The organism is Massilia sp. P1_C10 (assembly GCF_056406475.1).
The window spans coordinates 61,992-85,810 of the sequence record NZ_JBFUAC010000013.1 but is presented as its reverse complement, the minus strand read 5'-3'; the positions used below and the strand labels follow the sequence as shown (position 1 = coordinate 85,810).

Sequence of the window (23,819 nt, the reverse complement as noted above, 5' to 3'; positions counted from 1 at the left end):
CCAACCAATCGGTATACTCGGTCAACACAGGAGAAATGATGCACGATCAAGAGAAGACGACGATGGCGGAAATGGCGTTCAAGCTGGGCCGCATAACCCGCCAGGCGATGTACCAGGCGACCGAGGGTCAGCAGCCGTTGGACCTGTCGAAAATTGCAGCAGAGGTGCTGGAGTTGGGGCACACCCAGATCGAACCCGACGTACTGATGATGTTTGTGGCGGCATTCCACGAAACAGACCCCAGGCCCGAACGTAGGCGGACGCAAATTGAAGGCGCCGAACGGGAGTAACGTTTTCGTATAGCCAGCTACTGACTGAGGATGAGCCGCCTCGCCGCCAGAACTGGCACGCGGCCGGCATTAGTCCAACAGGAACTGTCGTTATGCCAATCCCGGCTCAACTCGGTGAAAGTGCTCGGCATGCGTGTGGTGATCATTGACGGATCCGTGCCGTCTCCCGTGACGAAGTAACCGCCGACGGGATCGACGGGGCCAGGCGTGCAATTCGCTGTCTCTGGTATCAGAGCAGCTTCATCTGGCCGATGACGCTCGCCACCTTGGTCGTAATGACATCGACCGCCGGGCCATTCGCGCCGTGCGGCAAAATGACATCGGCGTGGCGCTTGGTCGGCTCGATGAACTGCTTGTGCATCGGGCGCACCGTTTCGAGGTATTGGCCGACGATGCTCTCGACCGTGCGGCCGCGTTCGTTGATATCCCTTTGCATGCGGCGGATGAAGCGCACGTCGGGGGCGGTGTCGACAAAGATCTTCAGCGACATCATCTTGCGCAGGTCGGCGTCATACAAGGCAAACAGGCCCTCGATCACGATGACCGGTGCGGGCTTGACTGGAATGGTCTTGCTGGAGCGGTTGTCGATCGTGAAGTCGTACTCCGGCATCTCGATCGCTTCACCATTGCGCAAGGCCTGGACGTGCTGCACCATCAGCGGCCAGTCGAACGCCTGCGGATGGTCGTAGTTCTGCCTGCGGCGCACTTCAGGGGTGAGATCGGTTTGATCGCGGTAGTAGTCGTCCTGCATGACGACCGAAACCATATTCGCGCCGAACGACGACAGCACTTGCTGGGACACCGTCGATTTGCCACTGCCGCTGCCGCCAGCGACGCCGATAATAAACGGTTGGAAAGGAATCTGATTCATCCGAGCATGATACCGGAGCTGCGGCCGGACCGACAGGACAAGCCTTCATTTGACTCGTCGCGCATGATACTCTGCTGTCACAACGACAATGGAGCTATCCATGCAAAAAACGTCCAGACTGACCGCGATCGACATGCTGCGCGGTTTCGTTATCGTCCTGATGGCGCTCGACCACGTGCGCGACTTCTTCGGCTTCACGCCGTTCCAGCCGGAAGACCTGGCCCACACCACACCGGCCTGGTTCTGGACGCGATGGATCACCCACCTTTGCGCCACCTCCTTTGTCCTGCTCGCCGGCAGCTCGGCCTTCCTGCGCGGCCAAGGGTCCGGCATCCCCGCCCTGTCGCGCTACCTCGCCACCCGCGGCGCGATGCTGCTGGCGCTCGAAGCGACCTGGATCAGCTTTAGCTGGCAACTCGGCTACGAAGTCGTGATCATGCAGGTGCTGTGGGCGCTGGGCGCCGGCATGATCTTCCTGGCGCTGTTGGTGTGGCTGCCGCGCCCCGCGATCGCGCTGGTCGCCGCGCTGCTGATCCTGCCGCACAACCTGCTCGACAACTACCACCCGGCCGGCTGGCTGTGGAAAGCCTGGCACGACCAGCGCTTCCAGCCGATCGGCGACAACTTCGGCGTGATGTTCATGTATCCGCTGATGCCGTGGCTTGGCCTGATCGCGGCCGGCTACGCGCTCGGACCCGTGTTCCTGTGGGACCAGGCGCGCCGCCAGCGCTTCCTGCTCGGCGCGGCCGCGGTGCTGATGATTGCCTTCGTCGTCCTCCGCTCCGGTAATTTCTACGGCGACCCCGACCCGTGGTCGCCGCAAGGCCGCGGGGCGATGTTCGACTTCATGTCCTTCATGCGCGTGCACAAATACCCGCCGTCGCTGCTGTACCTGTGCGTCACCGGCAGCATCGGCCTGGCACTGCTGGCGTGGTTCGAGCGCATCCGCGAAGTGAAGCTGCTGACGCTGTTCGGCCGCACGCCCATGTTCTTCTACGTGATCCACATCGCGCTGGCTCACTTCCTCGGCAACGTGTATTACACCCTGCGCTTCGGCGCCGTGCCGCAGTTCGACAACAACGGGCCCAAGCTGCCCGCCGGCTACGAGCCGTCGCTGCTGGTGGTGTACGCGGCCTGGATCGGCGTGATCGCGCTGATGGCCGGCCTGACCATCCTGTGGCTGCGCTGGCGCGCCCGCGGCGCTCCGCAACTGGCCGCCGCCCCGGGCTAAGCGGCGGACAGTGTCCGCGCCGGACGCCCGCGGACACGGCGCTAGCGCAGCATTTCGCTTAGTTATCAATGACTTAAGCACTGGCACGGATCCTGCATGATGAATGGCATTTGCCAAACACCATTGCTCCCATGATCCGCGACACCTCACACCAAGACGCCGTCATCGCTCCCGCGCCGGCGCAGACTTACAAGCGCCGCGCCATCTGGGCAGCCGTCGCCATCGCGATCACCGGCGGCGCCGCGATGATGCTGTCGGCCTGGCGCGGCAGCGAACAGTCGGTCAGCGTGGCGCGCCTGCGCATCGCCGACGTCGCCGTCGGCACCATCGTGCGCGACGCATCGGTCAACGGCCGCGTGGTCGCCGCGATCAGCCCGACCCTGTACTCCACCGCGCAGTCGACCGTCACGCTCAAGACCCATGCCGGCGACACCGTCAAGAAAGGCGACGTGCTGGCCGTGCTCGAATCGCCCGACCTAGCCGACGCTTTGAAGCGCGAGCAGTCCTCGTATTCGCAGCTGGAAGCGGAAGTCGCGCGCCAGCAGATCCTCGCGAAGAAGCAGAAGCTGCTGGCCCAGCGCGAGGCCGACACCGCCGAAATCGACCGCCTGTCGGCCCAGCGCACGCTGGAGCGCTACGAGAGCGTGGCCAACGTCGGCATCATCGCCAAGATCGACTACCAGAAGGCCAAGGACGCGCTGAACTCGGCGCAGATCCGCGCCAGCCACGCGGCCAAGGCGGCCGGCCTCGAAAGCGACGACGTCGCGCTCGCGCTGAAAACCAAGGTCAACGAACTCGATCGCCAGCGCCTGTCGCTGGCCAACGCGCAGCGCCGCTTCGACGAGCTGACCGTGCGCGCGCCGGTCGACGGCTTCGTCGGCACGCTCAATGTGCAGAACCGCAGCGTGGTGGCGCCGAACACGCCGCTCATGACACTGGTCGACCTGTCCAAGCTCGAAGTCGAAGTCGAAGTGCCGGAAACGTTCATGGCCGACATCGGGTTGGGCATGAACGCCGAGATCCAGCTGGGCGACACGCGCGCCACCGGCAAGCTGTCGGCGCTGTCGCCGGAAGTGGTGAAGAACCAGGTGCTGGCGCGGGTGCGCTTCGACGGCGAGCAGCCGAAGGGCCTGCGCCAGAACCAGCGCGTGTCCGCGCGCCTGCTGATCGAAGAGAAGCCGAACGTGGTGATGCTGCCGCGCGGCCCGTTCGTCGAGAGCGAAGGCGGCCGCTTCGCATATGTCATGCACGACGGGATCGCGGTGCGCACGCCGATCCGGATTGGCGCCACCAGCATCTCCGCGGTCGAAATCCTGTCCGGCGTGAAGCCGGGCGACAAGGTCGTCATCGCCGGCACCGACACGTTTGCCAACGCCGCGCGCGTCTCCATCAACAAGTAACAACAAACTTCACACTGAAAGGAAGTCCCATGCTGCGCATGACCAATCTCTCCAAGGTGTACCGCACCCACATGATCGAAACCCATGCGCTGCGCGGCTTCGAAATCCAGGTCAACCAGGGCGAATTCGTCACGGTGACCGGCCCGTCCGGCTCGGGCAAGACCAGCTTCCTGAACATCGCCGGCCTGCTCGAGGAATTCACCGACGGCGAATACGTGCTCGATGGCGTCAACGTCAAGGGGATGGACGACAACGCGCGCTCGCGCCTGCGCAACGAGAAGCTGGGTTTCATCTTCCAGGGCTTCAACCTGATCCCCGACCTGTCGCTGTTCGATAATGTCGACGTGCCGCTGCGCTACCGCGGCTTCAACGCGCGCGAGCGCAAGGAGCGCATCGAGGACGCGCTGGCGAAAGTCGGCCTGGCTTCGCGCATGAAGCACTACCCGGCCGAGCTGTCGGGCGGCCAGCAGCAGCGCGTGGCGATCGCGCGCGCGCTGGCCGGCAGCCCGAAGCTGCTGCTGGCCGACGAGCCGACCGGTAACCTCGACACCCAGATGGCGCGCGGCGTCATGGAGCTGCTGGAAGAAATCAACGCCCAGGGCACCACCATCCTGATGGTGACCCACGACCCGGAACTTGCGGTGCGCTCGCAGCGCAACGTGCACATCATCGACGGCCAGGTGTCGGACCTGGTGCGCAAGGCGCCGTCGCTGTTCGACGCCAAGGCTGCGGTCCACAGCGCATAAGGAGCGGCGATGTTTTCCTACTACTTCAAACTGGGCGTGCGCAGCCTGCGCCGCAATCCGGCGCTGACCGCGCTGATGATATTGACGCTGGCGGTCGGCGTGGCGGCCAGCGTGTCGACCATCACCATCCTGCACGTCATGTCGAGCAATCCGATTCCGCAAAAGAGCGAGCGCCTGTTCGTGCCGCTGATCGACAACGGCCAGCTGGAAGGCTACAACCCTGCCAATCCGGACTCCAACGGCTCCAACGATCAGATGAGCTACATCGACGCGGCCAACCTGCTCAAGGGCGGACATGGCGAGCGCCGCACCGCGATCTACGGGATCGCCGCGCCGATCGAGCCGGCCCGCAAGGATCTGCCGGTAATTTCGACGCAGGGCATCGCGCCCACACGGGACTTCTTCGCGATGTTCGATGTGCCCTTCCTGTACGGCCAGCCGTGGAGCGAGGCGGACGAAAAGGGCGGCGCCGACGTCGTCGTGCTGAGCCGCGCAATCGCCGAAAAAGTATTCGGCGCGATCAATCCGGTGGGTCAGCGCATCCGCATGATGGGCCAGGACTTCCAGGTCGTCGGCGTACTCGACAACTACCAGCCGCTGCCCAAGTTCTACCGCCTGATCGGCGGGCCGGGCGCCTTCGGCCAGGAAGATGAAGTGATGATCCCGTTCGCTACCGCGATCCGCCACGAAACGGGCCACAACGGCAGCATGAGCTGCAGCTCGCGCCGCGAGCCTGGCTGGCAGGGCCTCCTTAATTCCGAGTGCACCTGGATCCAGTTCTTCTTCGAGACCCGCAGCGGCGCCGACCGCGCCGAGCTGCAAAGCTACCTGGACAACTACGCCGACGACCAGCGCAAGCTGGGACGCCTCAAGCGCAAGGCGCCGAACAAGCTGTTCGACGTAATGGAGTGGCTCGAGCACCGCAAGGTGGTCGGCAACGACAGCAAGCTGGCGGCGTGGCTGGCGTTCGGCTTCCTGCTGCTTTGCCTGGTCAACACCATCGGCCTGCTGCTGGCAAAGTTCTCGGTGCGCGCCTCGGAAGTGGGCATTCGCCGCGCGCTGGGCGCCTCGCGCAAGGAGATCTTCCGCCAGTTCCTGACCGAGACCGCGGTGGTCGGCCTGGCCGGCGGCCTGCTCGGATTGCTGCTGTCGTTCGGCGCGCTGGCGCTGATCGCGATGCAATCGAAGCAGATGGGCGTCGTCGCGCACATGGACATCCCGATGCTGGCCCTGACGTTCGTGCTGTCGCTGGCCGCCGCGATGCTGGCCGGCCTGCTGCCGACCTGGCGCGCCTGCCAGGTCACGCCGGCCATCCAACTCAAATCGCAATAGGGAGACATCATGGAAATTCGTCCTATCCTGTCGGCGCTGTTGCGCAGTAAAACCGGCGCCATCCTGGTGGCGCTGCAGGTGGCCCTCAGCCTGGCCATCCTGGCCAACGCGCTGCACATCGTGAACCTGCGCCAGGCCGTGGCGGCGCGCCCTTCCGGCCTGGCCGGCGAGAACTCGCTGTTCTACATCCAGGTCCGGCACCTGCGCCCGGGCGACCATAACCAGCAGATCGCCAACCAGAAGTCGGAGACGGCGACGCTGGCCGCGGTCAGCGGCGTCACGTCGGTGGCCTACGTCAACCAGATCCCGTTGACGCGCAACGGCAGTACCAACAGCGTCGCCGCCGACCGCAAGCAGCTGCGCCCGAGCGCCGACTCGTCGTATTACTTCTCGCCCGACTCGCTCGTCAAGACCTGGGGCCTGAACCTTGTCGAAGGGCGCGACTTCCGGCCCGACGAAGTGATCGAAGTCGACAACGACACGACCACCGACGAGGCGTCGGCGCCGAAAGCGATCATCATCACGCGCGCGCTGGGCAAGAAGGTGTGGCCGACTGCCGACAGCTATGTCGGCAAGACGCTGTTTTTCGGCACCGGCGCGGAAGCCATCGGCGGGCCGGTGGTCGGCGTGGTCGAGCGCCTGCAAACGCAGGGGGCGGAAGTATCCGAACGCGGCGAATTTTCGACGATCGTGCCGATGCGCCTGTCGCACGGTTTCGGCGACGTCTACGCGATGCGCGCCGAAACCGGCCAGCTGGACCGCGTGATGAAGGAAGCGGAAGCGGCGCTGCTGCGCAACGCCAAGGATCCGGTGATCCTGCGCGTGAAGACCAATGCCAACGACCGCAAGGAACGCTACCGCGCCGACAACGCGCTGTCGTGGATGCTGATCACGGTAAGCGTGCTGCTGCTGCTGATCACGGCCAGCGGCATCGTCGGCATGGCCAGCCTGTGGGTCACGCAGCGGCGCAAGCAGATCGGCGTGCGGCGCGCACTGGGCGCGCGGCGGGTCGACATCCTGCGCTACTTCCTGACCGAGAACTTCATGATCACCAGCGCCGGCGTGGCGGCCGGCGTGCTGATGGCGATCGGCCTGAACCAGCTGCTGGTGACGAAGCTCGAGATGGCCAAGCTGCCGCTGGAATACCTGCTGGTGGGCGCCGGCGTGTTCTGGGCGCTGGGGGCGCTGGCGGTGTACGGGCCGGCCTGGCGCGCGGCGACGATTTCGCCGGCGACCGCAACCCGGAGTGCCTGACGCCTTCTTTGCGATGTTATGCTATCGGCCATGCCTACAGTCCTGATCATTGACGACAACGCCGCGGTAGCAATCGCACTCGAAGTGCTGTTCTCGCTGCATGACATCGACGCGCTGCGCGCCGCTTCGCCGGAGGAAGGGCTGGCGGTGCTGCAGCGCGCGCAGGTCGACCTGGTGATCCAGGACATGAACTTCAGCGCCGACACCACGTCCGGCGAGGAAGGCGAGCAGCTGTTCCGCGACATCCGCCAGCGCTATCCGGACCTGCCGGTGATCCTGCTGACCGCCTGGACCCACCTCGACGCCGCGGTGGACCTGGTCAAATCCGGCGCGGCCGACTATCTGTCCAAGCCGTGGAACGACAACCGCCTGATCGCCACCGTCACCAACCTGATCGAACTGGGACAGGCCAATCGCGCGCTGGCCCAGCGCGTGCAGCGGGAACGGCGCCAGCGCCACGAGCTCGAAGACAACTTCGACCTGCGCGGCATGGTGTGGAGCGATCCCGCCACCGAGCGCGTGCTGCACCTGGCCTGCCAGGTCGCGCGCGCCGACGTGCCTGTGCTGATCTCCGGTCCCAACGGCACCGGCAAGGAACGCATCGCCGAAATCATCCAGGCCAATTCGGCGGTGCGCGACGGGCCCTTCGTGGTGCTCAATTGCGGCGCCCTGCCGTCCGAACTGATCGAGGCCGAACTGTTCGGCGCGGAAGCCGGCGCCTACACCGGCGCCTCGAAAGCGCGCGAGGGCAAGTTCGAAGCGGCCGACGGTGGCACCCTGTTCCTCGACGAGATCGGCAACCTGCCGCTGGCCGGACAAATGAAACTGCTGCGGGTGCTCGAAACCGGGCGCTTCGAACGGCTCGGATCGAACCGCGAGCGCCAGGTCAAGGTGCGCGTGATCAGCGCGACCAACGCCGACCTGGCGGCGATGATCCGCGCCGGCACCTTCCGCGAAGACCTGTTCTACCGCCTCAACCTGATCGAGCTGCGGCTGGCGCCGCTGGCCGCGCGGCCGGGCGACATCCTGCCGCTGGCGAACAGCTTCCTCGCCGGCCGCAAGCAGCTCACGCCGCGCGCGGAAGCGGCGCTGCTGGCGCACGGCTGGCCGGGCAATGTGCGCGAGCTGAAAAACGTCATGGCGCGTGCCAGCCTGCTGGCCACAGGGCCGACGATCGACGCCGCCGACCTCGGGCTGCCGGCGAACGCCGCGCCGGCCATCGAGGCGGAGCCGGACCGCGACGCCATCGCGCAGGCGCTGGCGCGCGCGAACGGCGTGGTGGCGCAGGCCGCCGCCGACCTCGGGCTGTCGCGCCAGGCGCTGTACCGGCGCATGGAACGCCTCGGCATCGCCCGTCCGGGATGAAACCCGGCTTGCGGCTTTCGCTGGTCACCCGCTGGTCGGCGCTGGTCGGCACGCTGTCGGCGATGGGAATCCTGATTGCGCTGGGCCTCGACCAGCTGCTGCCGGGACGTCCGGCGCTGGTGTTCGTGCTGTCCGCCGTATGCGTGGTGCCGATCGCGATCATCACGATCCGCGCGCAGATCCAGCCGATCCTGTCGCTGTTCCGCGCGCTGGAGGGCACCGTCACCAGCTACAAGGACGGCGATTTTTCCTTCAGCCTTCACTGGCCGCAGAACGACGAACTGTCCGACCTGATCGCGGCCCACAACGCGCTTGGCCACGTGCTGCGCGAGCAGCGGCTCGACCTGATGCAACGCGAGCTGTTGCTGGACACGATGGTGCAGAACACCCCCGTGGCGATGCTGCTGGTGGCCGAAAGCGTGGCGGACACGCGCATCATCGTGTACGCCAACGTGGCCGCGCGCCAGCTGCTGAACCAGGGCCGCAAACTGGAAGGCCATCAGCTGCACGAGATACTTGAGCAGTCAAGTATCGCCTTGCGCGAAGCGGTTGCGCGCGGCGGCGACGGCCTGTTCACCAGCGGCGACAGCGAGGACGAAGAGGTGTACCACCTGGCGCGCCGCAATTTCAGCCTGAACGGCCGGCGCCACGAACTGTTGCTGCTGCGCCAGCTGACCACCGAACTGCGGCGCCAGGAAGTGCAGACCTGGAAAAAGGTGATCCGCGTGATCAGCCATGAACTGAATAATTCGCTGGCGCCGCTGACCTCCCTCGCCCACTCCGGCGCGGAGCTGGTGCGGCGCGGCCAGACCGAGCGCCTGCCGCAGATCCTTGCCACCATCGAGGAACGCACGCGCCACCTGGAGAGCTTCATCCTCGGCTACGCGCGCTTCGCCAAACTGCCGACGCCGCGCATCGAAGCCTGTTCGTGGGACGACTTCATCGCCAATCTGGCCTCGCAGGTGCAGTTCCAGCTGATCGGAGAAGCGCCACCGGAACCTGCGTCGATCGACCCGGCGCAGATGGAGCAGGCGCTGCTCAATTTGCTCAAGAACGCGCACGAATCCGGCTCGCCGCCGGAGCAGGTGGAGCTGCGCATTGCGCGCGTGCTGGACATGCTGCGGATCGAAGTGATGGACCGCGGCCAGGGCATGAACGAAGCGGTGCTGACCAATGCGCTGGTGCCGTTCTACTCGACCAAGCGCAGCGGCACCGGGCTCGGACTGGCGCTGGCGCGCGAGATCGCCGAGGCGCACGGCGGGCGTATCACGCTGGGCAATCGCGAAGGCGGCGGGCTGACCGTCACCTTGATCTTGCCCGCATAGAGCTACACCAGCGCCGCGAGCTGTTTTATTTTCGCGTCGATTTCATCCGCCGGCACCTGCGCATAGCCAAGCAGCAGTCCGTTCCAGCCGTTCGCGCGCGCACTCGTCGCATGCATGCTCAGCGCGTGCGCGACAATCCCGCGCTCCAGCGCCAGCGCGGCGATCCGCGCATCGTCAACCGACGGATCGCTGAACTGCAGCGCCAGGTGCATCCCGGCCGAACCGCCATGAATGGTAGCCCGATCTCCAAAGTGATTCGACAGCGCGGCGACCATCGCGTCGCGCCGCTGCCGGTACAGGCGCCGCATGCGCCGCAGGTGCAGCGCGAAGTGGCCGCCGCGCAGGAATTCGGCTAGCGCACGCTGTTCCGCGATCCGTCCCTGCGGCGCCGACCCGGCCAGCAGCGCACCGAGGGGGTCAGCCAGCGCCGCCGGCACCACCATGAAGCCGATCCGCAGCGCAGGGAACATCGTCTTGCTGAAGGTGCCCAGGTAGACCACCGGCGCGTCCTGCGCCAGCCCCTGCATCGCCGGCAGCGGCGGCCCGTCGTGGCGGAATTCGCTGTCGTAGTCGTCCTCGACGATCAGGGCGCCGGCCGCGCGCGCATGCTCGATCAGCGCCACGCGCCGCTGCAGCCCGAGCACGCAGCCGGTCGGATACTGGTGCGACGGCGTCGTGTAAATCAGCCGCGGGCGATGGCGGCGCCAGTCGGCCGCCTGCGGCGCGATGCCGCCTTCGTCGGTCGGTATGCCAATGACATTGAGCTGCGCCGCGCGGAATGCCGCCAGCGCGCCGCCGTAGCCCGGATTCTCGATCCACGCCTTGTCGCCGGAATCTGCAAAAGCGCGCGCGCACAGGTCGAGGCCATTCTGGGTGCCGGTGGTGATGAAGACCTGGCCAGGCACGCAGTCGGCGCCGCGGGCCGCGCGCAAATGGTCGGCGATGGCCTTGCGCAGTTCCGGCTCGCCGGCGGGGTCGCCGTAATTGAGGGCGGCGGCAACGACCCCGCGCCACGCGCGGTCGAGCAGGCGGCGCCACAAGGTCACGGGAAACTCGTCCAGCGCCGGAACGCCCGGCGCAAAGCCACCCTGCAGGCTCGATTGCGGCGCGGCCGGGCGCAGGCGCTGCGAACGGCGCGACAGGCTCGCGGGCGCCGCGGCCGGCCGCGCGGCGCCCGCGATGCGCAGCGGCGCCACCACCGTGCCGCGCCGGTCCGGCGCCACGTAGCCCTCGGTCGCCAGCTGGTCGTAGGCATACAGCACCGTGTTGCGCGCGACGCCGAGTTCTGCCGCCAGCGCGCGGCTCGCGGCCAGCCGCGTGCCCGGGGCCAGCTGTCCGCGGCGGATCGCCGCGCGAAGGCACTCGTGCAGCAGGCGCTGGCGCGGCCAGCCGGCAGTGTCATGGGTGGCGGAGAAGTTCGCGACCAGCAGCGCGTAATCCATTTTCGTGGCGCTAAAAAATAGTCTATCGATGGATCTTTTGTCAGAGCCAGCAACGCATTATATTGGAGCCAGATCAATTTGACAGGATTGCCATGACCGCCGCACCGACCGAACGCACCCGCATCCGCCGTATCGCCAACAACGCCGACTACCAGCCATCCACGCTGCACGCGATCATCGACGCCGCCTGGCTGTGCCACATTGCGTTCTACGACGACAGCGGCAGCCACTGCATCCCCACCGCGTGCTGGCGCGAAGGCGAGCACCTGTACATCCACGGCTCCAACGGCGGGCGCCTGCTCAAGCTGCTGTCGCAAGGCGTGCAGGCGTGCGTGACGATCACCCATCTCGACGGCCTGGTGCTGGCGCGCGCCGCCTTCAACCACTCGATGAACTATCGCTCGGCGATGATCTACGGCCAGTTCGAGCGGGTCGACGGCGACGCCGCCAAGCGCGCCTCGATGGATGCGTTCATGGACAAGATCTCGCCGGGCCGCGCGGCCGATGTGCGGCCCGGGAACGACAAGGAGTTCGCGGCGACCACGGTGATGCGCATCGCGCTTGACGAAGCGGCGTGCAAGGTGCGCAGCGGCGGGCCGAAGGACGATGCGGAGGACATGGACATCGCGGCCTGGGTGGGCGAGCTGCCGTTCGCGCACCTGCGCGCGGCGCCGGTGCCGCACGAAACGTGCGCCGTCGACGAGCCCGAGTATGTCGCGGCCTGGCGGGCCTGAGGGTAATATCGTTTAAGCCAAGGTATCGAACCTGGGGTGGTTCTTTCAGCGCCGGCGTCGAGAGATGGGATCAGGTCCGCCGGACCTGACCCCGGGGTGGCACGGCGGCCATTCTGGTAAGATGGGCCTGCGCTTCAACTCCCTCCGCCATGCCTTCCACAAGTCACATCGTCGACGCCCGCTTCGAGCAGCCCGGTCACCCCCCCGCCACCGTCACCGAATTTCGCGGCGTGCGATTCCTGCACCTCGGCACCTCCTGGGTGCAGGGCGCGATGCGGATCGACAAGCCGGATGCGATCGAGCTCGAATACATCCAGATGATGATGATGTGGATGCTGTTCCTCGAACAGCCGCGCCACATCGTCCAGCTGGGCCTCGGCAGTGCGGCGCTGACCAAGTTCTGCTACCGGCGCCTGCCCGGCGCCCGCGTCACGGCAGTGGAACTCAATCCGAACGTGATCGCGATCTGCCGCGCGCTGTTCGAGCTGCCGCCCGACGACGCGCGCCTGACTGTGCGCGAGATGAACGCCCTCGACTTCGTGCTCGACCCGGCCAACCGGAATACGGTGGATGTGCTGCAGGTGGACCTGTACGACGAGGAAGCGCGCGGGCCGGTGCTCGACTCGCCCGAATTCTACCGGGGCTGCTTCGACTGCCTGACCGACGACGGCATCATGACCGCCAACGTGTTTGGCGACTTCGCCAACTACGACATCAACCTGCAGGCGATGGAGCAGGTGTTCGACGCGGTGGTTTGGCTGCCCGAGGTGCACGACGCGAACATTGTGGTGATCGCCTTCAAGCGCGCGCCGCAGATCGACTTCAGCGTGCTGTACGAACGGGCTAACGCGATCAAGCGCGGCATGAACCTGCCGGCCAAGGGCTGGGTAACAGGTCTCAAGGAGTGGATGCACGACCAGCAGGAATAGCGGCGGCAAGGGACGTAAATACCACCCGTTTTATAGCTATCCCGGCTGCAATGTTGCTTAAAAATTTATAAAAAACAACAGCTGGCGAATCGCGGTTGTACATACGACTTGCGTCCTATAGTATCTTTGGGGCAACACGGGCCGAACCCGTGTGGGCATCCCCGGAAATACTATGAAAAGAGAGACGCAATGACGAGACGCATCGCAACAGTCAACCTGAACCGCACCCTGCTCGCCACGGCGATGCTGGCAGCCCTGAACCACGCCGGCGCGCAGGAGCCAGCGAGCAGCCCGCAAGTGCGCGCATCGGACGACACCACGCCATCGGTGGTGGTGCTCGGTTCGCGCTCGCCCGCCAAGACCGCGCTCGATACCGCAGTGCCGGTGGGCCTGATCAGCGCCAAGGACCTGCAGGCCGCGGGCCCGCTCGAACTGGGCAAGCTGCTGCAAACGCTCGACCCGTCATTCAATTTCACCTCCACCTTCATCAGCGACGGCACCGACATCATCCGGCCGGCCACCCTGCGCGGCCTCGGGCCCGACCAGCTCCTCGTGCTGGTCAACGGCAAGCGCCGCCACCAGCAGGCGCTGGTCAACGTACAGCAAACCATCGGACGCGGTTCGGCCGGCACCGACATCAACGCGATCCCGCTATCGGCGATCCATCACATCGAGGTGCTGCGCGACGGCGCCGCCGCCCAATACGGCTCCGACGCGATCGCCGGCGTGATCAACATCGTGCTCAAGTCGCAGACCAACGAAACCCAGTTGAGCGGCACCGTGGGCACCACCTCCAAGGGCGACGGCGACCTGGTGTCCGGCAGCGCCAATACCGGCTTCGCGCTGGGCTCGGACGGCGGCTTCCTGAACCTGACCCTGGAAGGACGCCATCGCGGCGAAACCAACCGCGCCGGCCTCGACACACTGCGCGTCGATCCGCCGCGCGTGACCCAGCGCATCGGCGACAGCCTGGCCAAGGACGCCTACCTGTGGTGGAACGCCGGCCTCCCGTTCGACAAGGCGGGCGAGTTCTATGCGTTCGGCGGCGTCTCCAAGCGCACTGGCGACTCGGCCGGCTTCTTCCGCTCCAAGGGCGATGGCCGCACCGTGCCGGCCGTGTACCCGAACGGCTTCCTGCCGAACATCATGACCACCGTGAAGGACGCGTCGCTGGCGGTCGGCTTCAAGCGCGACCTGGCCAACGACTGGAAGTTCGACATCAGCGTCAACCAGGGCCACAGCGAACTCGGTTTCCACGAGCGTAATTCGATCAACGTGAGCTACTGGTACGAGCCGAAACCGGGCGGCGGCATCTATGCGGAATCGCCGCTCGAAGCCGACACCGGCAAGCTGAAATTCGACCAGACCACCTTCAACGCCGACGTGCGCGGCCCGATGGAGTTCGGCGCATCGAAGGTGTTCGTCGCCGCCGGCTTCGAGTACCGGCGCGACAACTACGCGATCGAGGCGGGCGATCCGGTCTCCTACCAGTATGGGCGCACGAACAACCCGGCGATCAAGATTTTCGACCAGACCGGGGGCATCGCCGCCTCCGGCGCCCAGGGATTCCCGGGCTACACGCCGGGCACCGCGGTCGACGCGGGACGCCATAACATCGCCGTGTACCTCGACCTGGAACACAATCTCACCCAGCAGCTGCTGGTCGCCGCCGCGGTACGCCACGAGAAGTATTCCGACTTCGGCAACACGACCACCGGAAAACTGAGCGCCCGCTTCGATCCGTCGAAGGCGATCGGCTTCCGCGGCAGCGTTTCGACCGGCTTCCGCGCACCCAGCGTGCAGCAGAAGTTTTACAGCTCGGTGTCGACCAACCTGAATTCGGCCGGCGTGCTGACCGAAACCCTGACCGCGCGCGAAGGCAGCGCCGTCACCAAGGCGTTCGGCATCGCCCCGTTGAAACAGGAAACCTCGAAGAGCGCCAGCATCGGCATGATTCTGCGCCCGATGACCAACTTCTCGGTCACCGCGGACCTGTACCGCACCAACATCGACGACCGGATTGTCTTCTCGAGTAATATCGCGCCGGAGTCAGGCCCTTGCGCGACCGCCGCGGCATGCCCGATCAAGGCGATCCTCGATCCGTTGAAGGTCGGCCAGGCGCAGTTCTTCACCAACGCGATCGACACCACCACCGACGGCTTCGACCTTAAGGCCGAGCACACCACCAGGTGGACCGGTTCGACGCTGGTGCTCTCCGGCCAGCTCGGGTTCAACCAGACCAAGGTCAAGAACCGCCATTCGCAGTCGCCCGTGCTAACCGGCGCCCAGCTGTTCGACGATTCGCAGGTGACCCTGATCGAACGCGGCCAGCCGCGCCAGCACCACGTGATCGCCGCAGATTACACGGTCGGCCCATGGAACCTGAACACCCGCGCCAACTACTACGGCGAAGTCCAGGGCCAGGGATTCACCGCGCCGTTCATCCAGACCTGGGAAGCGAAGTGGCTGGTCGACCTGTCGCTGCGCTACGCCTTCACCAAGCGCCTCAGCCTGTCGGTCGGATCGAACAACATCTTCAATACCTACCCGACCGAGTGGGACAAGACCAAGGCCTTCCCGTTCCCGCAGCTGGGATTCACGCATTGCTGGGAGACCTGCCCGATCGGCATTAACGGCCGCTCCGGGTATGCAAAAGTAGACTACGCGTTCTAAGCCGCATCGGGGTCAGGTACAACGGACCTGATCCCATTTTTTTCGCGCCACCACAGCATCAGCATCGCCAGCGCAAACACCAGAGCGAACGGCCAGTCCGGCATGCGCTCACTTATAGCCTGTGATCCCACGGGCGTACGCGCGGCAAAGCGCGCCGTCGCGTCCCGTCTTTCTGCGGCCTGCCACAGCGGCCAATCGCCTGACGCAAAGACGTAGACATACTGCGGCTGCTGCCCCTCGACCTTCAGCCATCCCGTCTGGCGCGGCCAAACCGCAACGCATGAAGCGTCGGCCTTGTCGGGACGTCGCTGCCATGTCGCCTTCTGATTCAATGCCGGGAACACGGCGTCGCCGCGCACACCGCGCGCGCACAGTTCGACGCGCTGGCCCGGCAGCGGCATCTCGCGCGGCAGCTCCCATACGACTTCTTCTTCGCGGCGCACGCCGGCCGCGTCCAGCACGCCCTGCCACCAAATCCCAAGCTGCTGCGGCTGCGCGATCGCATGCCGGTGCCAGTCGCCCACGCCGACCCAGGCGATCCGGCCGCCTTGCCACTGGCGCGACCACACCGCGCCATCGCCGGACCAGGCGCCTTCATTCGGTCCGGCTGGATTGAACGGCGCCACCGGCATGGCCAGCGGACCCGCCGTGCGGTTTTCCGGCTGCGGTTTCAGGTCGAGCTGCACGGCGCGCTGCCACAGCTTTGGATCGGCCGCGTTGGCGCCCAGGATCACCAGCGGAGTGCCTTGCGCGACCTGCGCCAGCAAGGCGCCGCGCGCGCTGTCGGCGGCGTGCTCGAACCAGGCCGCATCGACCAGAAGGAGGTTCGGCGCCGCCGCCGATCGCGCGGTTTCGTTGCGCGTGACGGTCTTGCCCAGCGCGACCTGCCAGTCGAGCAGCGCGCCGCTGTTGGTCAGCAGGTCGTTCAGCACGCGCACGTCGAACGACGGCGCGCCGAAGTGGCCCTGCACCTGCAGCGGCGGCGTATCGACCACCTGCACCGGCACCGGCCCCTCCGCCAGAATCTTCCCGGCCGCATCGAACAGGCGCGCGCGCAGCACCAGCAGTTCCGCCGCCGGCGGCAGCCACTGCACGCTGACCCTGTTTGCGCTGCCGGTACCCTCCGCAAGGACCTGGCCGTTCTCGGCCAGGAGCTGCACGCGGGTTGCGCCGGCGAGTGTGGCTGTCAGCGTGAACATACGGCCCAGCGACAGGCGGCGCGGGAAGTCGAGGCGCATCTCGCCTTCAACGGGTCGCGCCCAGCTCAAAGCCCGCGCCGGCAGGTCGCGCCATTCGGATTCGCGCAGCCCATCGCCGTTTACCTTCATCGGCGTCGCGGCTTGACCCGGCAGCTGGAAATTGCCCGCGAGGCCGGCCAGCGCGACGGCGGCCAGCGCCACCAGCAGCGCGTCGATCCAGCGACGCCGCCAGGCGTAGATACCGGCGCTGGCAGCGCCGATCAGTGCGATTGCGATCATCATCATCGCGCCGCCTTGCGCCATGCGCGCTCGAACGGCGTGGCGGACGCCGGCGCCGCTTGCAGCAGTACTGGCGCATCGGCGATCGCGCCGCGCAGCCACGCGCGCAGCACCGGCCGGCATGGCATGCAGCCATCGCCCACGTCCTGCACCGCGCGCTGCGCCTGCAGCCGTTGCTCGTCGGCGGTGACGTGCGCGCGGATCCAGTCGTGCGCGGTGCGGCTCCACAGCGCCGGCAGCGCGCCATCGCCGCCCAGTGCGCGCAGCAGTTCCCGCACTTCGGCCGGCACCGCGTCATGCGCGGCGCCCTGCTCGCGGCGATAGCCCTTGGCGCCCACCACGTCGCCCGTCATGCGCAATTCTTCCTTGATCGGCGGCGGCGCGAACGCCGTCTTGTGCAGATAGATGCGGTCGGCCTGCTGCAGTTGCTTGATCGCCTCCAGCGCCTTGTGCTCCGGCGCCAGCGCGCTTGACGGCTTGATCGCGCGCAGGGCCTTCTCGGCATCCCACATCGCCGACAGCGCGCGCCGCAGAACCTTCTTCGTTCCTTCGTCGAACAGCGTCGCGTTCTCGGCCTGGTCATGCGCGTGGCCGAACTCGTGCAGCACGTCCTGTTTCTCGTTCTTCTCATGGGCTTCGTGCTCGTCGCCGCCGAACAGCGTGGATTCCTCGCCGAGGAACTGCCCATACCTGCGCCGCAACTGGGCCTGGTCGGCGGCGATCGATTCGCTGCGGCTGCGCACCGTTGCCGCGGCCAGATTCGGCTGCGCCTTGATATCCGCCAGCAGCTGCTCGGTGTCGATGATCACCTGGCGCTGGCTGCGCAGGTTCTCCGGCTTGACCAGCATCGGCAGCGCGGATGTTTCGTCGTCGGCGGTCACCAGGCCAGGCAGCCGCAAGGTGTAGGTGGGCGACTGGACGGCGTGCGGCGGCTCGGCGTTGTCGCTGGCGCGCACGAAGAAATACAGCTCGTCGCCGGGCTCCATGCCGAGTTCGGAGAGGCTCCACTGCTTCGACCAGTCCCGCGCGCGCGGATCGTTCGCGGCAGGCAGCGGCACCTCGCGGTCGCTGAAGCGGATGTTCTCGCCGCTGCCACGCGCCAAGGTCAGGTGCATGGTGGCGCGCGTGACCGCATAGTCGTCGCGCACCGACACGGCAATCGCAACACTGCCGGTGCCGGCAGCAAGCACCTGGACCATGTCGGACGGCTTGGAAATGGTGACCTGCGGCGGCAGGTCGGGTTTGACGCGCAGGTTGTAGCGCGCGCCGCGCCAGCGCCAGAACACCGATTCGGTGGCGGTCCAGCGCGCGCATTCGGCGCCCGCCTCGAGATGCTGGCCGTCGCTCAGTTCGATTGCGCCCTGGCCGCACCAACGCACCTCGCTGCGCTCCGGCACGAGCAGGTCGCGCGGCGCGGATTCGAACGGCGCCATGCCGGTGTAACGAGGCGGCGCGATGCGCATGAGGATAACGGCGGGGGCGGCAGCCGGCATCGGCGCCTTCGCAGCCGCCGGCGGCGCCCATTCGCCTGGATGCGGAATCCATACCGCGGCGGCGGCAAGAAGGCTGACAGCGATCCAGTGATAGCTGCCGCGCACGCGGGCCCGCGCTACCGCCGCCAGGTCCTTGTCGCGCAGCCGGCCAACAAGGCGTTCGCGCTGCAGAACGGCCAGCGGAGTGGCCGCATTCTCCAGCAAGGCGCTGCTGTCCTCGAGCTCCGGCAACGCGCCGTCCAGCCAGCGCGACCAGTTGGCTGCGACGCGCCGGCGCAGCAGGAAAGCGTCGGTCAGAACGAAAATCAAGGCAGCAAGCAGTCCCCACCCCGACCGCCGCAGTAACCATGGCAGCAGAACGCCCAGCCACAGCGGCCAGCGCCGGCGCAGGACAGCGCGCCAAAGGCGTGCAACGATTTCAGCGCCGGCGTGCATGGACGAGAATCCTTTCAATGGCGAACACCACGGCAATCAGGGAAAGTATCCGTTCGCGCCACGCTCCGCCGTCGTGAGCCGTGGACGCGGAAGGCGTGGGCGCCAGCACCTGCGATGGCGGCGTAAATGCGACTGGGGCGTAATGCAGGCGCTGCCAGGACTCGAACAAGGCGCGCGCGGCGTCGGCGCTGGCGACCGGCCAGTCCTTCGACGCCCAGACGCGGCCGCGGGGGCTATTCGCGTAGCGTATGCCGTCGACCGATGGCGCGGTGCGCAGCTCCGGAAAAGCACTGGCGTCGCCCACCCACCACAACGGCGCATGCATGGTTGCCGGCGGCGCTTCCGCGACATCCCACACAATCAATTCGGTCCTGGCGTCGGGCGTATCGGTCACGGCATACCGCTGCGGGCCGTCGAGAGCGGCAAACAAGGCGCGCCACTGGTGTGCGCGCTTGCTGACGACGGCGACCCGGCGTTCAGACTGCGCGAAGGGCTTCACTTCCGTGCGCAGTTCGACCTGATGACGCAGCTTCGGCTGGACAGCGGGCATCGGCGCCGCACCGGCCACCAGCAGGCGCGCGCCGGACTTCCACTCGCCTTCATGCGCGGCGAGATAGGCGAAAGGGTCGGAAACGACAAGCCTGGCCGCACCGGCGAAGCGCGCATCCGCGACCTGGCGCTCCAGCCAGGCGGCGTCGGTCCCCGGCACTGCCAGCACTGTGTCGCCGCGCCACGGAATCGCCACACCGGCAAGCAGTGCGATGGCTGCCGCCAGAAGCAGGCAGCGCGCCAGCAGCAGGAGTCGTTCGGTCCAGCGCCACACGCGCAGCTGTTGCGGGTCGGCGCGCGGCAGGAAGCGCGCGGTGGCGAGCGGCGCCGCCGCAGTGCGCTCGCGCTTCTGCCGATGCCACCAGATGGGCAGCAGCACGACGGCCAGCGCCAGCCACCACATGCTCATGCGCCACCCGCCTGGCGCAGCCATGCGCGCAGCACGCCCTGGATCGGCTGCTCGATGCGCGCTTCAAGACTACGGACATCGCTGCGCCGGCAATCGGCGGTCATGGCCGCGAAGTGCTCGCCGCGCGCCTTAATGTAGCTGGCGCGCGCCTGCGCATCGAAGCGGAACAATCCCGCGCCCTGCTCGGGATCGCGCCAGGCGCTGCCGTCGGCGAAATCGGCGTCGCGCTCGGCTTCGGTCTGCAGGCACAGCGCGCGCACATCGTGCCGCATGTGGCGCAGCCGCAACAGGGCCTCGGACTGAGGCGAGGGCCAGTCGAGGAAATCGCTGACGGCGAAGATCAGGCTGGGCGAACGCGCGAAGTGCAGGCTGGCGCGCAGGGTCTCGGCCGGCGGCAAGTCGCCTTCGGCCACGGTGCGCGACAACTGGGCAAGCACGCGCTGCATCTGCCGCGGGCCGCGCGCGGCCGGCGTGAATTTCACCCGCCCTGCGCCGCACACGATCAGGCCGAACGCGTCGCCTTGGCGCTGGGCGATCGCCGCCACGCAGGCCAGCAAGGCGCGCGCGTATTGAAGTTTGTCGAGCCCGTGGACGCTGCGGCTCGGCTCCGCCATCGATGCGCTGGCGTCGAGCCACAGCCAGACCGCGACGTGGCTGTCGCGCTCGGCCTCGCGCACGTAGTAGCGGTCGGCGCGCGCCAGCAGCTTCCAGTCCACGCGGCGCCACTCGTCGCCCGGCGCGTAGGCCCGGTACTCGGAGAATTCCACGCCGGCCCCGTGCTCGCGACCCGCGTGGATGCCGTGGCCGAGGCCAGCCAGCACGTGGCGGATGACGAGATTGAGATCGGTGGTGTGCGCCAGCAGCGCGGGTGTCGCCAGCATTGTCAGTCGACGCGGATCTCGCCGCGCAGCGCCAGCAGGATGTCGGCGATGGCGACGCCGTCGGCTTCGGCTTCGAAATTGCGCAGCACGCGATGCGCCAGAACCGGCAGCAGCATGGCGCCGATGTCGTCGCGCGTGACCGCCAGCCGTCCGTGCATCAGCGCGCGCGCCTTGGATGCCAGCACCAGCGCCTGCCCGGCGCGCGGACCGGCGCCCCAGCCGACGTGTTTCAGCACACTCGGCACCTTGCTGTCGTGCGGGCGCGTCGCCCGCACCAGCCGCGTGGCGTAGCGCAGCAAATGTTCGCCGATTTCGATGTCGCGCACCAGCATCTGCAGGCGCAGCAGGCTAGCCGCGTCCAGCGCAGGGGTCGCGTCCTGCAGGCCGGCGTGGGTGGTGCGCGAAACCATCGCCATTTCCTCGTCTTCGCTCGGATAGCCGACGTCGATGCGCAGCAGGAAGCGGTCGAGCTGCGCCTCGGGCAGCGGATAGGTGCCGGCCTGCTCGATCGGATTCTGCGTCGCCAGCACGAAGAACGGCTGCGGCAGCTTGTGCGTCTGGCCGGCGAACGTCACGGCGCGCTCCTGCATCGCTTCGAGCAGTGCCGACTGGGTCTTCGGCGGCGCGCGGTTGATTTCGTCCGCGAGCAGGACCTGGGTGAACACGGGACCCTGCTGGAAGCGAAACACGCGCTGGCGCGTCACGGTGTCTTCCTCGAGGATCTCGGTGCCGACGATATCGGACGGCATCAGGTCGGGCGTGAACTGCACCCGGCGGAACTGCATGTCGGTGGCCTGCGCCAGCGACTTGACCAGCAGCGTCTTGCCCAGTCCCGGCACGCCCTCGACCAGCGCATGGCCGCCGGCCAGCAGGCAGATGATCAGCGACTCGACCACGTCGTCCTGGCCGATGATCACGCGCGCCATGCTCGCCTTCAGCGCGCCCACTTTTGCCGTCAGGCCGGCAATCTCGTTTTCGTTCCACGCTACTACTGCATCACGTTCCGACACGTCAGGCTCCCAGTGCATATTGAATGATGTTGACCGCGAAGCGGGTGTTGTCGATCACCAGCCAGCGCTTGTTGCGAAAATCGTAGTCCCACTCGCAGCCGTAATCCTTGTTCGAGTACAGCACGCGGATGCGGCCGCCGATCTCGATCGCCTTGAGGTAGTCGTGCACCAGGTCGTCGCCCCAGCCATTGAGTTCGTTGCCGGTATTCGGAGGCCCGTCGAAATGGAAGAAGCTCGAATAGATCGGATGCGTGTTCGGGATTTTCTTCAGCGCCTTCGGGCCGAACATGCGCGCCAGCTCGGCTTCGAAGGACTTGGCGAACAGGCCGTCGATGTCGTGGTTGCAGTCGTCGACGAAGACGAAGCCGCCGCCGCGCACGTAGCGCTCGAAGTTCTTGCGCTCGGCGGGCGTGAACTGCACCAGCTTGTGGCCGGCCAGGTAGCAGAACGGCGCCTCCAGCATCTTCGGGTCGGACAGGTTGACCACCCGTTCGGCCGGATCGACCCGCAAGGTGGTGTATTCGACCAGCGAATTGAGCACGTTGCTGGGCATGCGGATGTCGACGTCCCAGTCGCCCGAGTCGTACATCAGGCGCGTGAAATAGAAATCGACCGGCCGCATGTCCCGCCCCGCTTACACCGCGTCCGACAGCGACGTGAAGTTGAAGTCGCGCAGCTTCATCGGCGGGATCAGCATCGAGTACTGCACTTCGTCGCCGCCGATAATCTGCGGGCGGCCCAGCTCTTCGACGTTGTTGAGCATCGAGACCGGGCTTTCGTTGAAGCGGAAGTTCTTGATCGGGTGCTTGATCTTGCCGTTTTCGACGTAGAAGGTGCCGTCGCGCGTGAGGCCCGTCAGCAGCAGCGACTGCGGATCGACTTCGCGGATGTACCAGGTGCGGGTGACGATGACGCCCTTCTTGGTCGATGCGACCAGTTCCTCGAGCGACTTCGAGCCGCCGGCCATGATCATGTTGCCGTGCCGCGCGGTCGGCTTGACGCCCTGCTTTTGCGCCCAGTACTGCGAGTAGTCGAGCGAGACGATCTTGCCATTCTTGACGACGTCGGTGCGCTGGCGCGGCAGCATCGAGCCGGCATCCCATGGCAGCACCGGCACGTCCTTGTCCCACGGGTCGGCCCAGATGTTGACCTGCTCGTCGAACAGCTTTTCGCCGAGGCGGTTGCCGCCGCCCTTCTTCGACAGGAAGCTGCGGCCCTCGTCGGCGCGGCGCGCATCGAAGGAGTTGAACATGCGGCCGATCAGCTCCGACGTCGCGGCCGGCTCCAGGATGACGGTGTAGCGGCCGGGCTCCAGCGCCTTGGCGTCGACCGAGCGCAGCGCCTTTTCGATTGCCACTTCCGAAGCGGCGCGCGCGTCGAAATTGCGCACGTCGCCGACCGAGCGGGTGACCCAGCCGGAGCCGCGCCCGTCTTCGGTGCGCGCGGTGACGGTGAAATCGAGATCGGTGTATTCCTGGAAGCCGAACAGTCCGTTGGAGTTGGCGATCGCCTGGAAGCCGGTGGTGTCGACGAAGAAGCCGGCGGTGACCAGCTTGTTCTTGCGGCCTGCCAGGATGCTGTGCGAAGCGACTTCGGCGCGGTACTCGGGGTCGATGGCGGCGGTGGCGGCGGTGTAGGTGTTGGAGGGCTTGAACACCTGCTTGCCGACGGCCGGCATGAACTGCGGGTTCTCGGGCGCGAGGCGGGCGATCTCCTCGGCGCGGCGCACCGCGCGTTCGAGCGACTTGTCGTCGAATTCGTTGATCGACGCGGTGCCCTGGCGCTTGCCGAAGGCGACGCTGACGGTCAGCTGGGTGTTTTCGGTCAGGCCCGCGGTGCTGACGCTATTCTGCGCGTAGCGGATATTGCCCTTGCGGCTGCCGGCGATGTTGACGCGGCACTCATCGGCCTTGGAAAATCCCAGCACGCGGTCGCAGATGCGCTTTGCTTCTTCCTGGTTCAGCTGTTTCAT

20 protein-coding genes are annotated in these 23,819 nt (G+C 66.7%); 11 read left to right on the top strand and 9 right to left on the bottom strand.

The annotated features are described in order from the left end of the window. The first annotated feature begins 35 nt into the window (after positions 1 to 35). Positions 36 to 290: a hypothetical protein gene (locus AC1D02_RS21275; protein ID WP_477320462.1), complete on the top strand. Its 255-nt coding sequence runs from the start codon at positions 36 to 38 to the stop codon at positions 288 to 290. A gap of 229 nt (positions 291 to 519) precedes the next feature. On the opposite strand, the gene udk is transcribed toward AC1D02_RS21275, so the two are convergent. Continuing rightward, positions 520 to 1,161, bottom strand: coding sequence for a uridine kinase (udk, locus tag AC1D02_RS21270; protein WP_477320461.1), 642 nt, complete (start codon positions 1,159 to 1,161; stop codon positions 520 to 522). Positions 1,162 to 1,261: 100 nt separating this feature from the next. On the opposite strand from udk, the gene AC1D02_RS21265 reads away from it, so the two are divergent. From AC1D02_RS21265 to AC1D02_RS21235, 7 genes are all read left to right on the top strand, one after another. Further along, positions 1,262 to 2,392, top strand: a complete 1,131-nt coding sequence (locus AC1D02_RS21265) for an acetyltransferase domain-containing protein (protein ID WP_477320460.1) — start codon at positions 1,262 to 1,264, stop codon at positions 2,390 to 2,392. Between the two features lie 131 nt (positions 2,393 to 2,523). Then, positions 2,524 to 3,792, top strand: coding sequence for an efflux RND transporter periplasmic adaptor subunit (locus AC1D02_RS21260; protein WP_477320459.1), 1,269 nt, complete (start codon positions 2,524 to 2,526; stop codon positions 3,790 to 3,792). Positions 3,793 to 3,821: 29 nt separating this feature from the next. Next, positions 3,822 to 4,538 (top strand): ABC transporter ATP-binding protein, encoded by a 717-nt coding sequence (locus AC1D02_RS21255; RefSeq protein ID WP_305507670.1) that lies wholly within the window; start codon positions 3,822 to 3,824, stop codon positions 4,536 to 4,538. 9 nt (positions 4,539 to 4,547) lie between these two features. Beyond that, positions 4,548 to 5,870 carry an ABC transporter permease gene (locus AC1D02_RS21250; RefSeq protein WP_477320458.1) on the top strand — a complete coding sequence of 441 codons (1,323 nt, stop codon included), beginning with the start codon at positions 4,548 to 4,550 and terminating at the stop codon, positions 5,868 to 5,870. Between the two features lie 9 nt (positions 5,871 to 5,879). Beyond that, complete coding sequence (locus AC1D02_RS21245) at positions 5,880 to 7,124, top strand: ABC transporter permease (protein ID WP_477320457.1); 1,245 nt, start codon at positions 5,880 to 5,882, stop codon at positions 7,122 to 7,124. 30 nt (positions 7,125 to 7,154) lie between these two features. Continuing rightward, positions 7,155 to 8,489, top strand: coding sequence for a sigma-54-dependent transcriptional regulator (locus tag AC1D02_RS21240; protein ID WP_477320456.1), 1,335 nt, complete (start codon positions 7,155 to 7,157; stop codon positions 8,487 to 8,489). After that, the gene (locus AC1D02_RS21235) at positions 8,486 to 9,814 is read left to right on the top strand and encodes a sensor histidine kinase (RefSeq protein WP_477320455.1); all 1,329 of its coding nucleotides are present in this window, start codon (positions 8,486 to 8,488) and stop codon (positions 9,812 to 9,814) included. The genes AC1D02_RS21240 and AC1D02_RS21235 overlap by 4 nt, the downstream gene beginning before the upstream one ends. Positions 9,815 to 9,816: 2 nt before the next feature. Here AC1D02_RS21235 and pdxR read toward each other — a convergent pair whose 3' ends face one another. Beyond that, positions 9,817 to 11,256 (bottom strand): MocR-like pyridoxine biosynthesis transcription factor PdxR, encoded by a 1,440-nt coding sequence (pdxR, locus tag AC1D02_RS21230; protein ID WP_477320454.1) that lies wholly within the window; start codon positions 11,254 to 11,256, stop codon positions 9,817 to 9,819. A gap of 92 nt (positions 11,257 to 11,348) precedes the next feature. Between pdxR and AC1D02_RS21225 the strand changes: the two genes are divergently transcribed. The 3 genes from AC1D02_RS21225 (at position 11,349) to AC1D02_RS21215 (ending at position 15,592) form a co-directional block, all read left to right on the top strand. Next, entirely contained in the window at positions 11,349 to 11,990 is a 642-nt protein-coding gene (locus AC1D02_RS21225; protein ID WP_477320453.1) for a pyridoxamine 5'-phosphate oxidase family protein, read from the top strand. A 149-nt stretch (positions 11,991 to 12,139) separates the two neighbouring features. Then, positions 12,140 to 12,919, top strand: a complete 780-nt coding sequence (locus AC1D02_RS21220) for a spermine/spermidine synthase domain-containing protein (RefSeq protein ID WP_477320452.1) — start codon at positions 12,140 to 12,142, stop codon at positions 12,917 to 12,919. Positions 12,920 to 13,108: 189 nt separating this feature from the next. Continuing rightward, a complete protein-coding gene (locus AC1D02_RS21215) occupies positions 13,109 to 15,592 on the top strand; it encodes a TonB-dependent receptor plug domain-containing protein (protein ID WP_477320451.1) in 2,484 nt (827 codons plus the stop codon). On the opposite strand, the gene AC1D02_RS21210 is transcribed toward AC1D02_RS21215, so the two are convergent. The 7 genes from AC1D02_RS21210 to AC1D02_RS21180 form a co-directional block, all read right to left on the bottom strand. After that, positions 15,589 to 17,076: a hypothetical protein gene (locus AC1D02_RS21210; protein ID WP_477320450.1), complete on the bottom strand. Its 1,488-nt coding sequence runs from the start codon at positions 17,074 to 17,076 to the stop codon at positions 15,589 to 15,591. The two genes, AC1D02_RS21215 and AC1D02_RS21210, sit on opposite strands and share 4 nt — an antisense overlap. After that, the gene (locus AC1D02_RS21205; RefSeq protein ID WP_477320449.1) at positions 17,073 to 18,872 is read right to left on the bottom strand and encodes a hypothetical protein; all 1,800 of its coding nucleotides are present in this window, start codon (positions 18,870 to 18,872) and stop codon (positions 17,073 to 17,075) included. The genes AC1D02_RS21210 and AC1D02_RS21205 overlap by 4 nt, the downstream gene beginning before the upstream one ends. 109 nt (positions 18,873 to 18,981) lie before the next feature. Then, entirely contained in the window at positions 18,982 to 19,956 is a 975-nt protein-coding gene (locus AC1D02_RS21200; RefSeq protein WP_477320448.1) for a BatA domain-containing protein, read from the bottom strand. Beyond that, positions 19,953 to 20,837: a DUF58 domain-containing protein gene (locus AC1D02_RS21195; RefSeq protein ID WP_477320447.1), complete on the bottom strand. Its 885-nt coding sequence runs from the start codon at positions 20,835 to 20,837 to the stop codon at positions 19,953 to 19,955. The genes AC1D02_RS21200 and AC1D02_RS21195 overlap by 4 nt, the downstream gene beginning before the upstream one ends. A gap of 2 nt (positions 20,838 to 20,839) precedes the next feature. Continuing rightward, the gene (locus AC1D02_RS21190) at positions 20,840 to 21,865 is read right to left on the bottom strand and encodes an AAA family ATPase (protein WP_477320446.1); all 1,026 of its coding nucleotides are present in this window, start codon (positions 21,863 to 21,865) and stop codon (positions 20,840 to 20,842) included. Next, positions 21,849 to 22,469, bottom strand: a complete 621-nt coding sequence (locus AC1D02_RS21185; protein ID WP_477320445.1) for a DUF4159 domain-containing protein — start codon at positions 22,467 to 22,469, stop codon at positions 21,849 to 21,851. Before AC1D02_RS21185 ends, AC1D02_RS21190 begins: the two co-directional genes overlap by 17 nt. A gap of 12 nt (positions 22,470 to 22,481) precedes the next feature. Further along, positions 22,482 to 23,819 carry a TldD/PmbA family protein gene (locus tag AC1D02_RS21180; RefSeq protein WP_477320444.1) on the bottom strand — a complete coding sequence of 446 codons (1,338 nt, stop codon included), beginning with the start codon at positions 23,817 to 23,819 and terminating at the stop codon, positions 22,482 to 22,484.

Excerpts from the sequence above, each read along its gene's own strand:
- AC1D02_RS21275 (WP_477320462.1), top strand. The coding sequence starts at position 36 with ATGATGCACGATCAAGAGAAGACGACGATGGCGGAAATGGCGTTCAAG.
- udk (WP_477320461.1), bottom strand. The coding sequence starts at position 1,161 with ATGAATCAGATTCCTTTCCAACCGTTTATTATCGGCGTCGCTGGCGGC.
- AC1D02_RS21265 (WP_477320460.1), top strand. The coding sequence starts at position 1,262 with ATGCAAAAAACGTCCAGACTGACCGCGATCGACATGCTGCGCGGTTTC.
- AC1D02_RS21260 (WP_477320459.1), top strand. The coding sequence starts at position 2,524 with ATGATCCGCGACACCTCACACCAAGACGCCGTCATCGCTCCCGCGCCG.
- AC1D02_RS21255 (WP_305507670.1), top strand. The coding sequence starts at position 3,822 with ATGCTGCGCATGACCAATCTCTCCAAGGTGTACCGCACCCACATGATC.
- AC1D02_RS21250 (WP_477320458.1), top strand. The coding sequence starts at position 4,548 with ATGTTTTCCTACTACTTCAAACTGGGCGTGCGCAGCCTGCGCCGCAAT.
- AC1D02_RS21245 (WP_477320457.1), top strand. The coding sequence starts at position 5,880 with ATGGAAATTCGTCCTATCCTGTCGGCGCTGTTGCGCAGTAAAACCGGC.
- AC1D02_RS21240 (WP_477320456.1), top strand. The coding sequence starts at position 7,155 with ATGCCTACAGTCCTGATCATTGACGACAACGCCGCGGTAGCAATCGCA.
- AC1D02_RS21235 (WP_477320455.1), top strand. The coding sequence starts at position 8,486 with ATGAAACCCGGCTTGCGGCTTTCGCTGGTCACCCGCTGGTCGGCGCTG.
- pdxR (WP_477320454.1), bottom strand. The coding sequence starts at position 11,256 with ATGGATTACGCGCTGCTGGTCGCGAACTTCTCCGCCACCCATGACACT.
- AC1D02_RS21225 (WP_477320453.1), top strand. The coding sequence starts at position 11,349 with ATGACCGCCGCACCGACCGAACGCACCCGCATCCGCCGTATCGCCAAC.
- AC1D02_RS21220 (WP_477320452.1), top strand. The coding sequence starts at position 12,140 with ATGCCTTCCACAAGTCACATCGTCGACGCCCGCTTCGAGCAGCCCGGT.
- AC1D02_RS21215 (WP_477320451.1), top strand. The coding sequence starts at position 13,109 with ATGACGAGACGCATCGCAACAGTCAACCTGAACCGCACCCTGCTCGCC.
- AC1D02_RS21210 (WP_477320450.1), bottom strand. The coding sequence starts at position 17,076 with ATGATGATGATCGCAATCGCACTGATCGGCGCTGCCAGCGCCGGTATC.
- AC1D02_RS21200 (WP_477320448.1), bottom strand. The coding sequence starts at position 19,956 with ATGAGCATGTGGTGGCTGGCGCTGGCCGTCGTGCTGCTGCCCATCTGG.
- AC1D02_RS21195 (WP_477320447.1), bottom strand. The coding sequence starts at position 20,837 with ATGCTGGCGACACCCGCGCTGCTGGCGCACACCACCGATCTCAATCTC.
- AC1D02_RS21190 (WP_477320446.1), bottom strand. The coding sequence starts at position 21,865 with ATGCACTGGGAGCCTGACGTGTCGGAACGTGATGCAGTAGTAGCGTGG.
- AC1D02_RS21185 (WP_477320445.1), bottom strand. The coding sequence starts at position 22,469 with ATGCGGCCGGTCGATTTCTATTTCACGCGCCTGATGTACGACTCGGGC.
- AC1D02_RS21180 (WP_477320444.1), bottom strand. The coding sequence starts at position 23,819 with ATGAAACAGCTGAACCAGGAAGAAGCAAAGCGCATCTGCGACCGCGTG.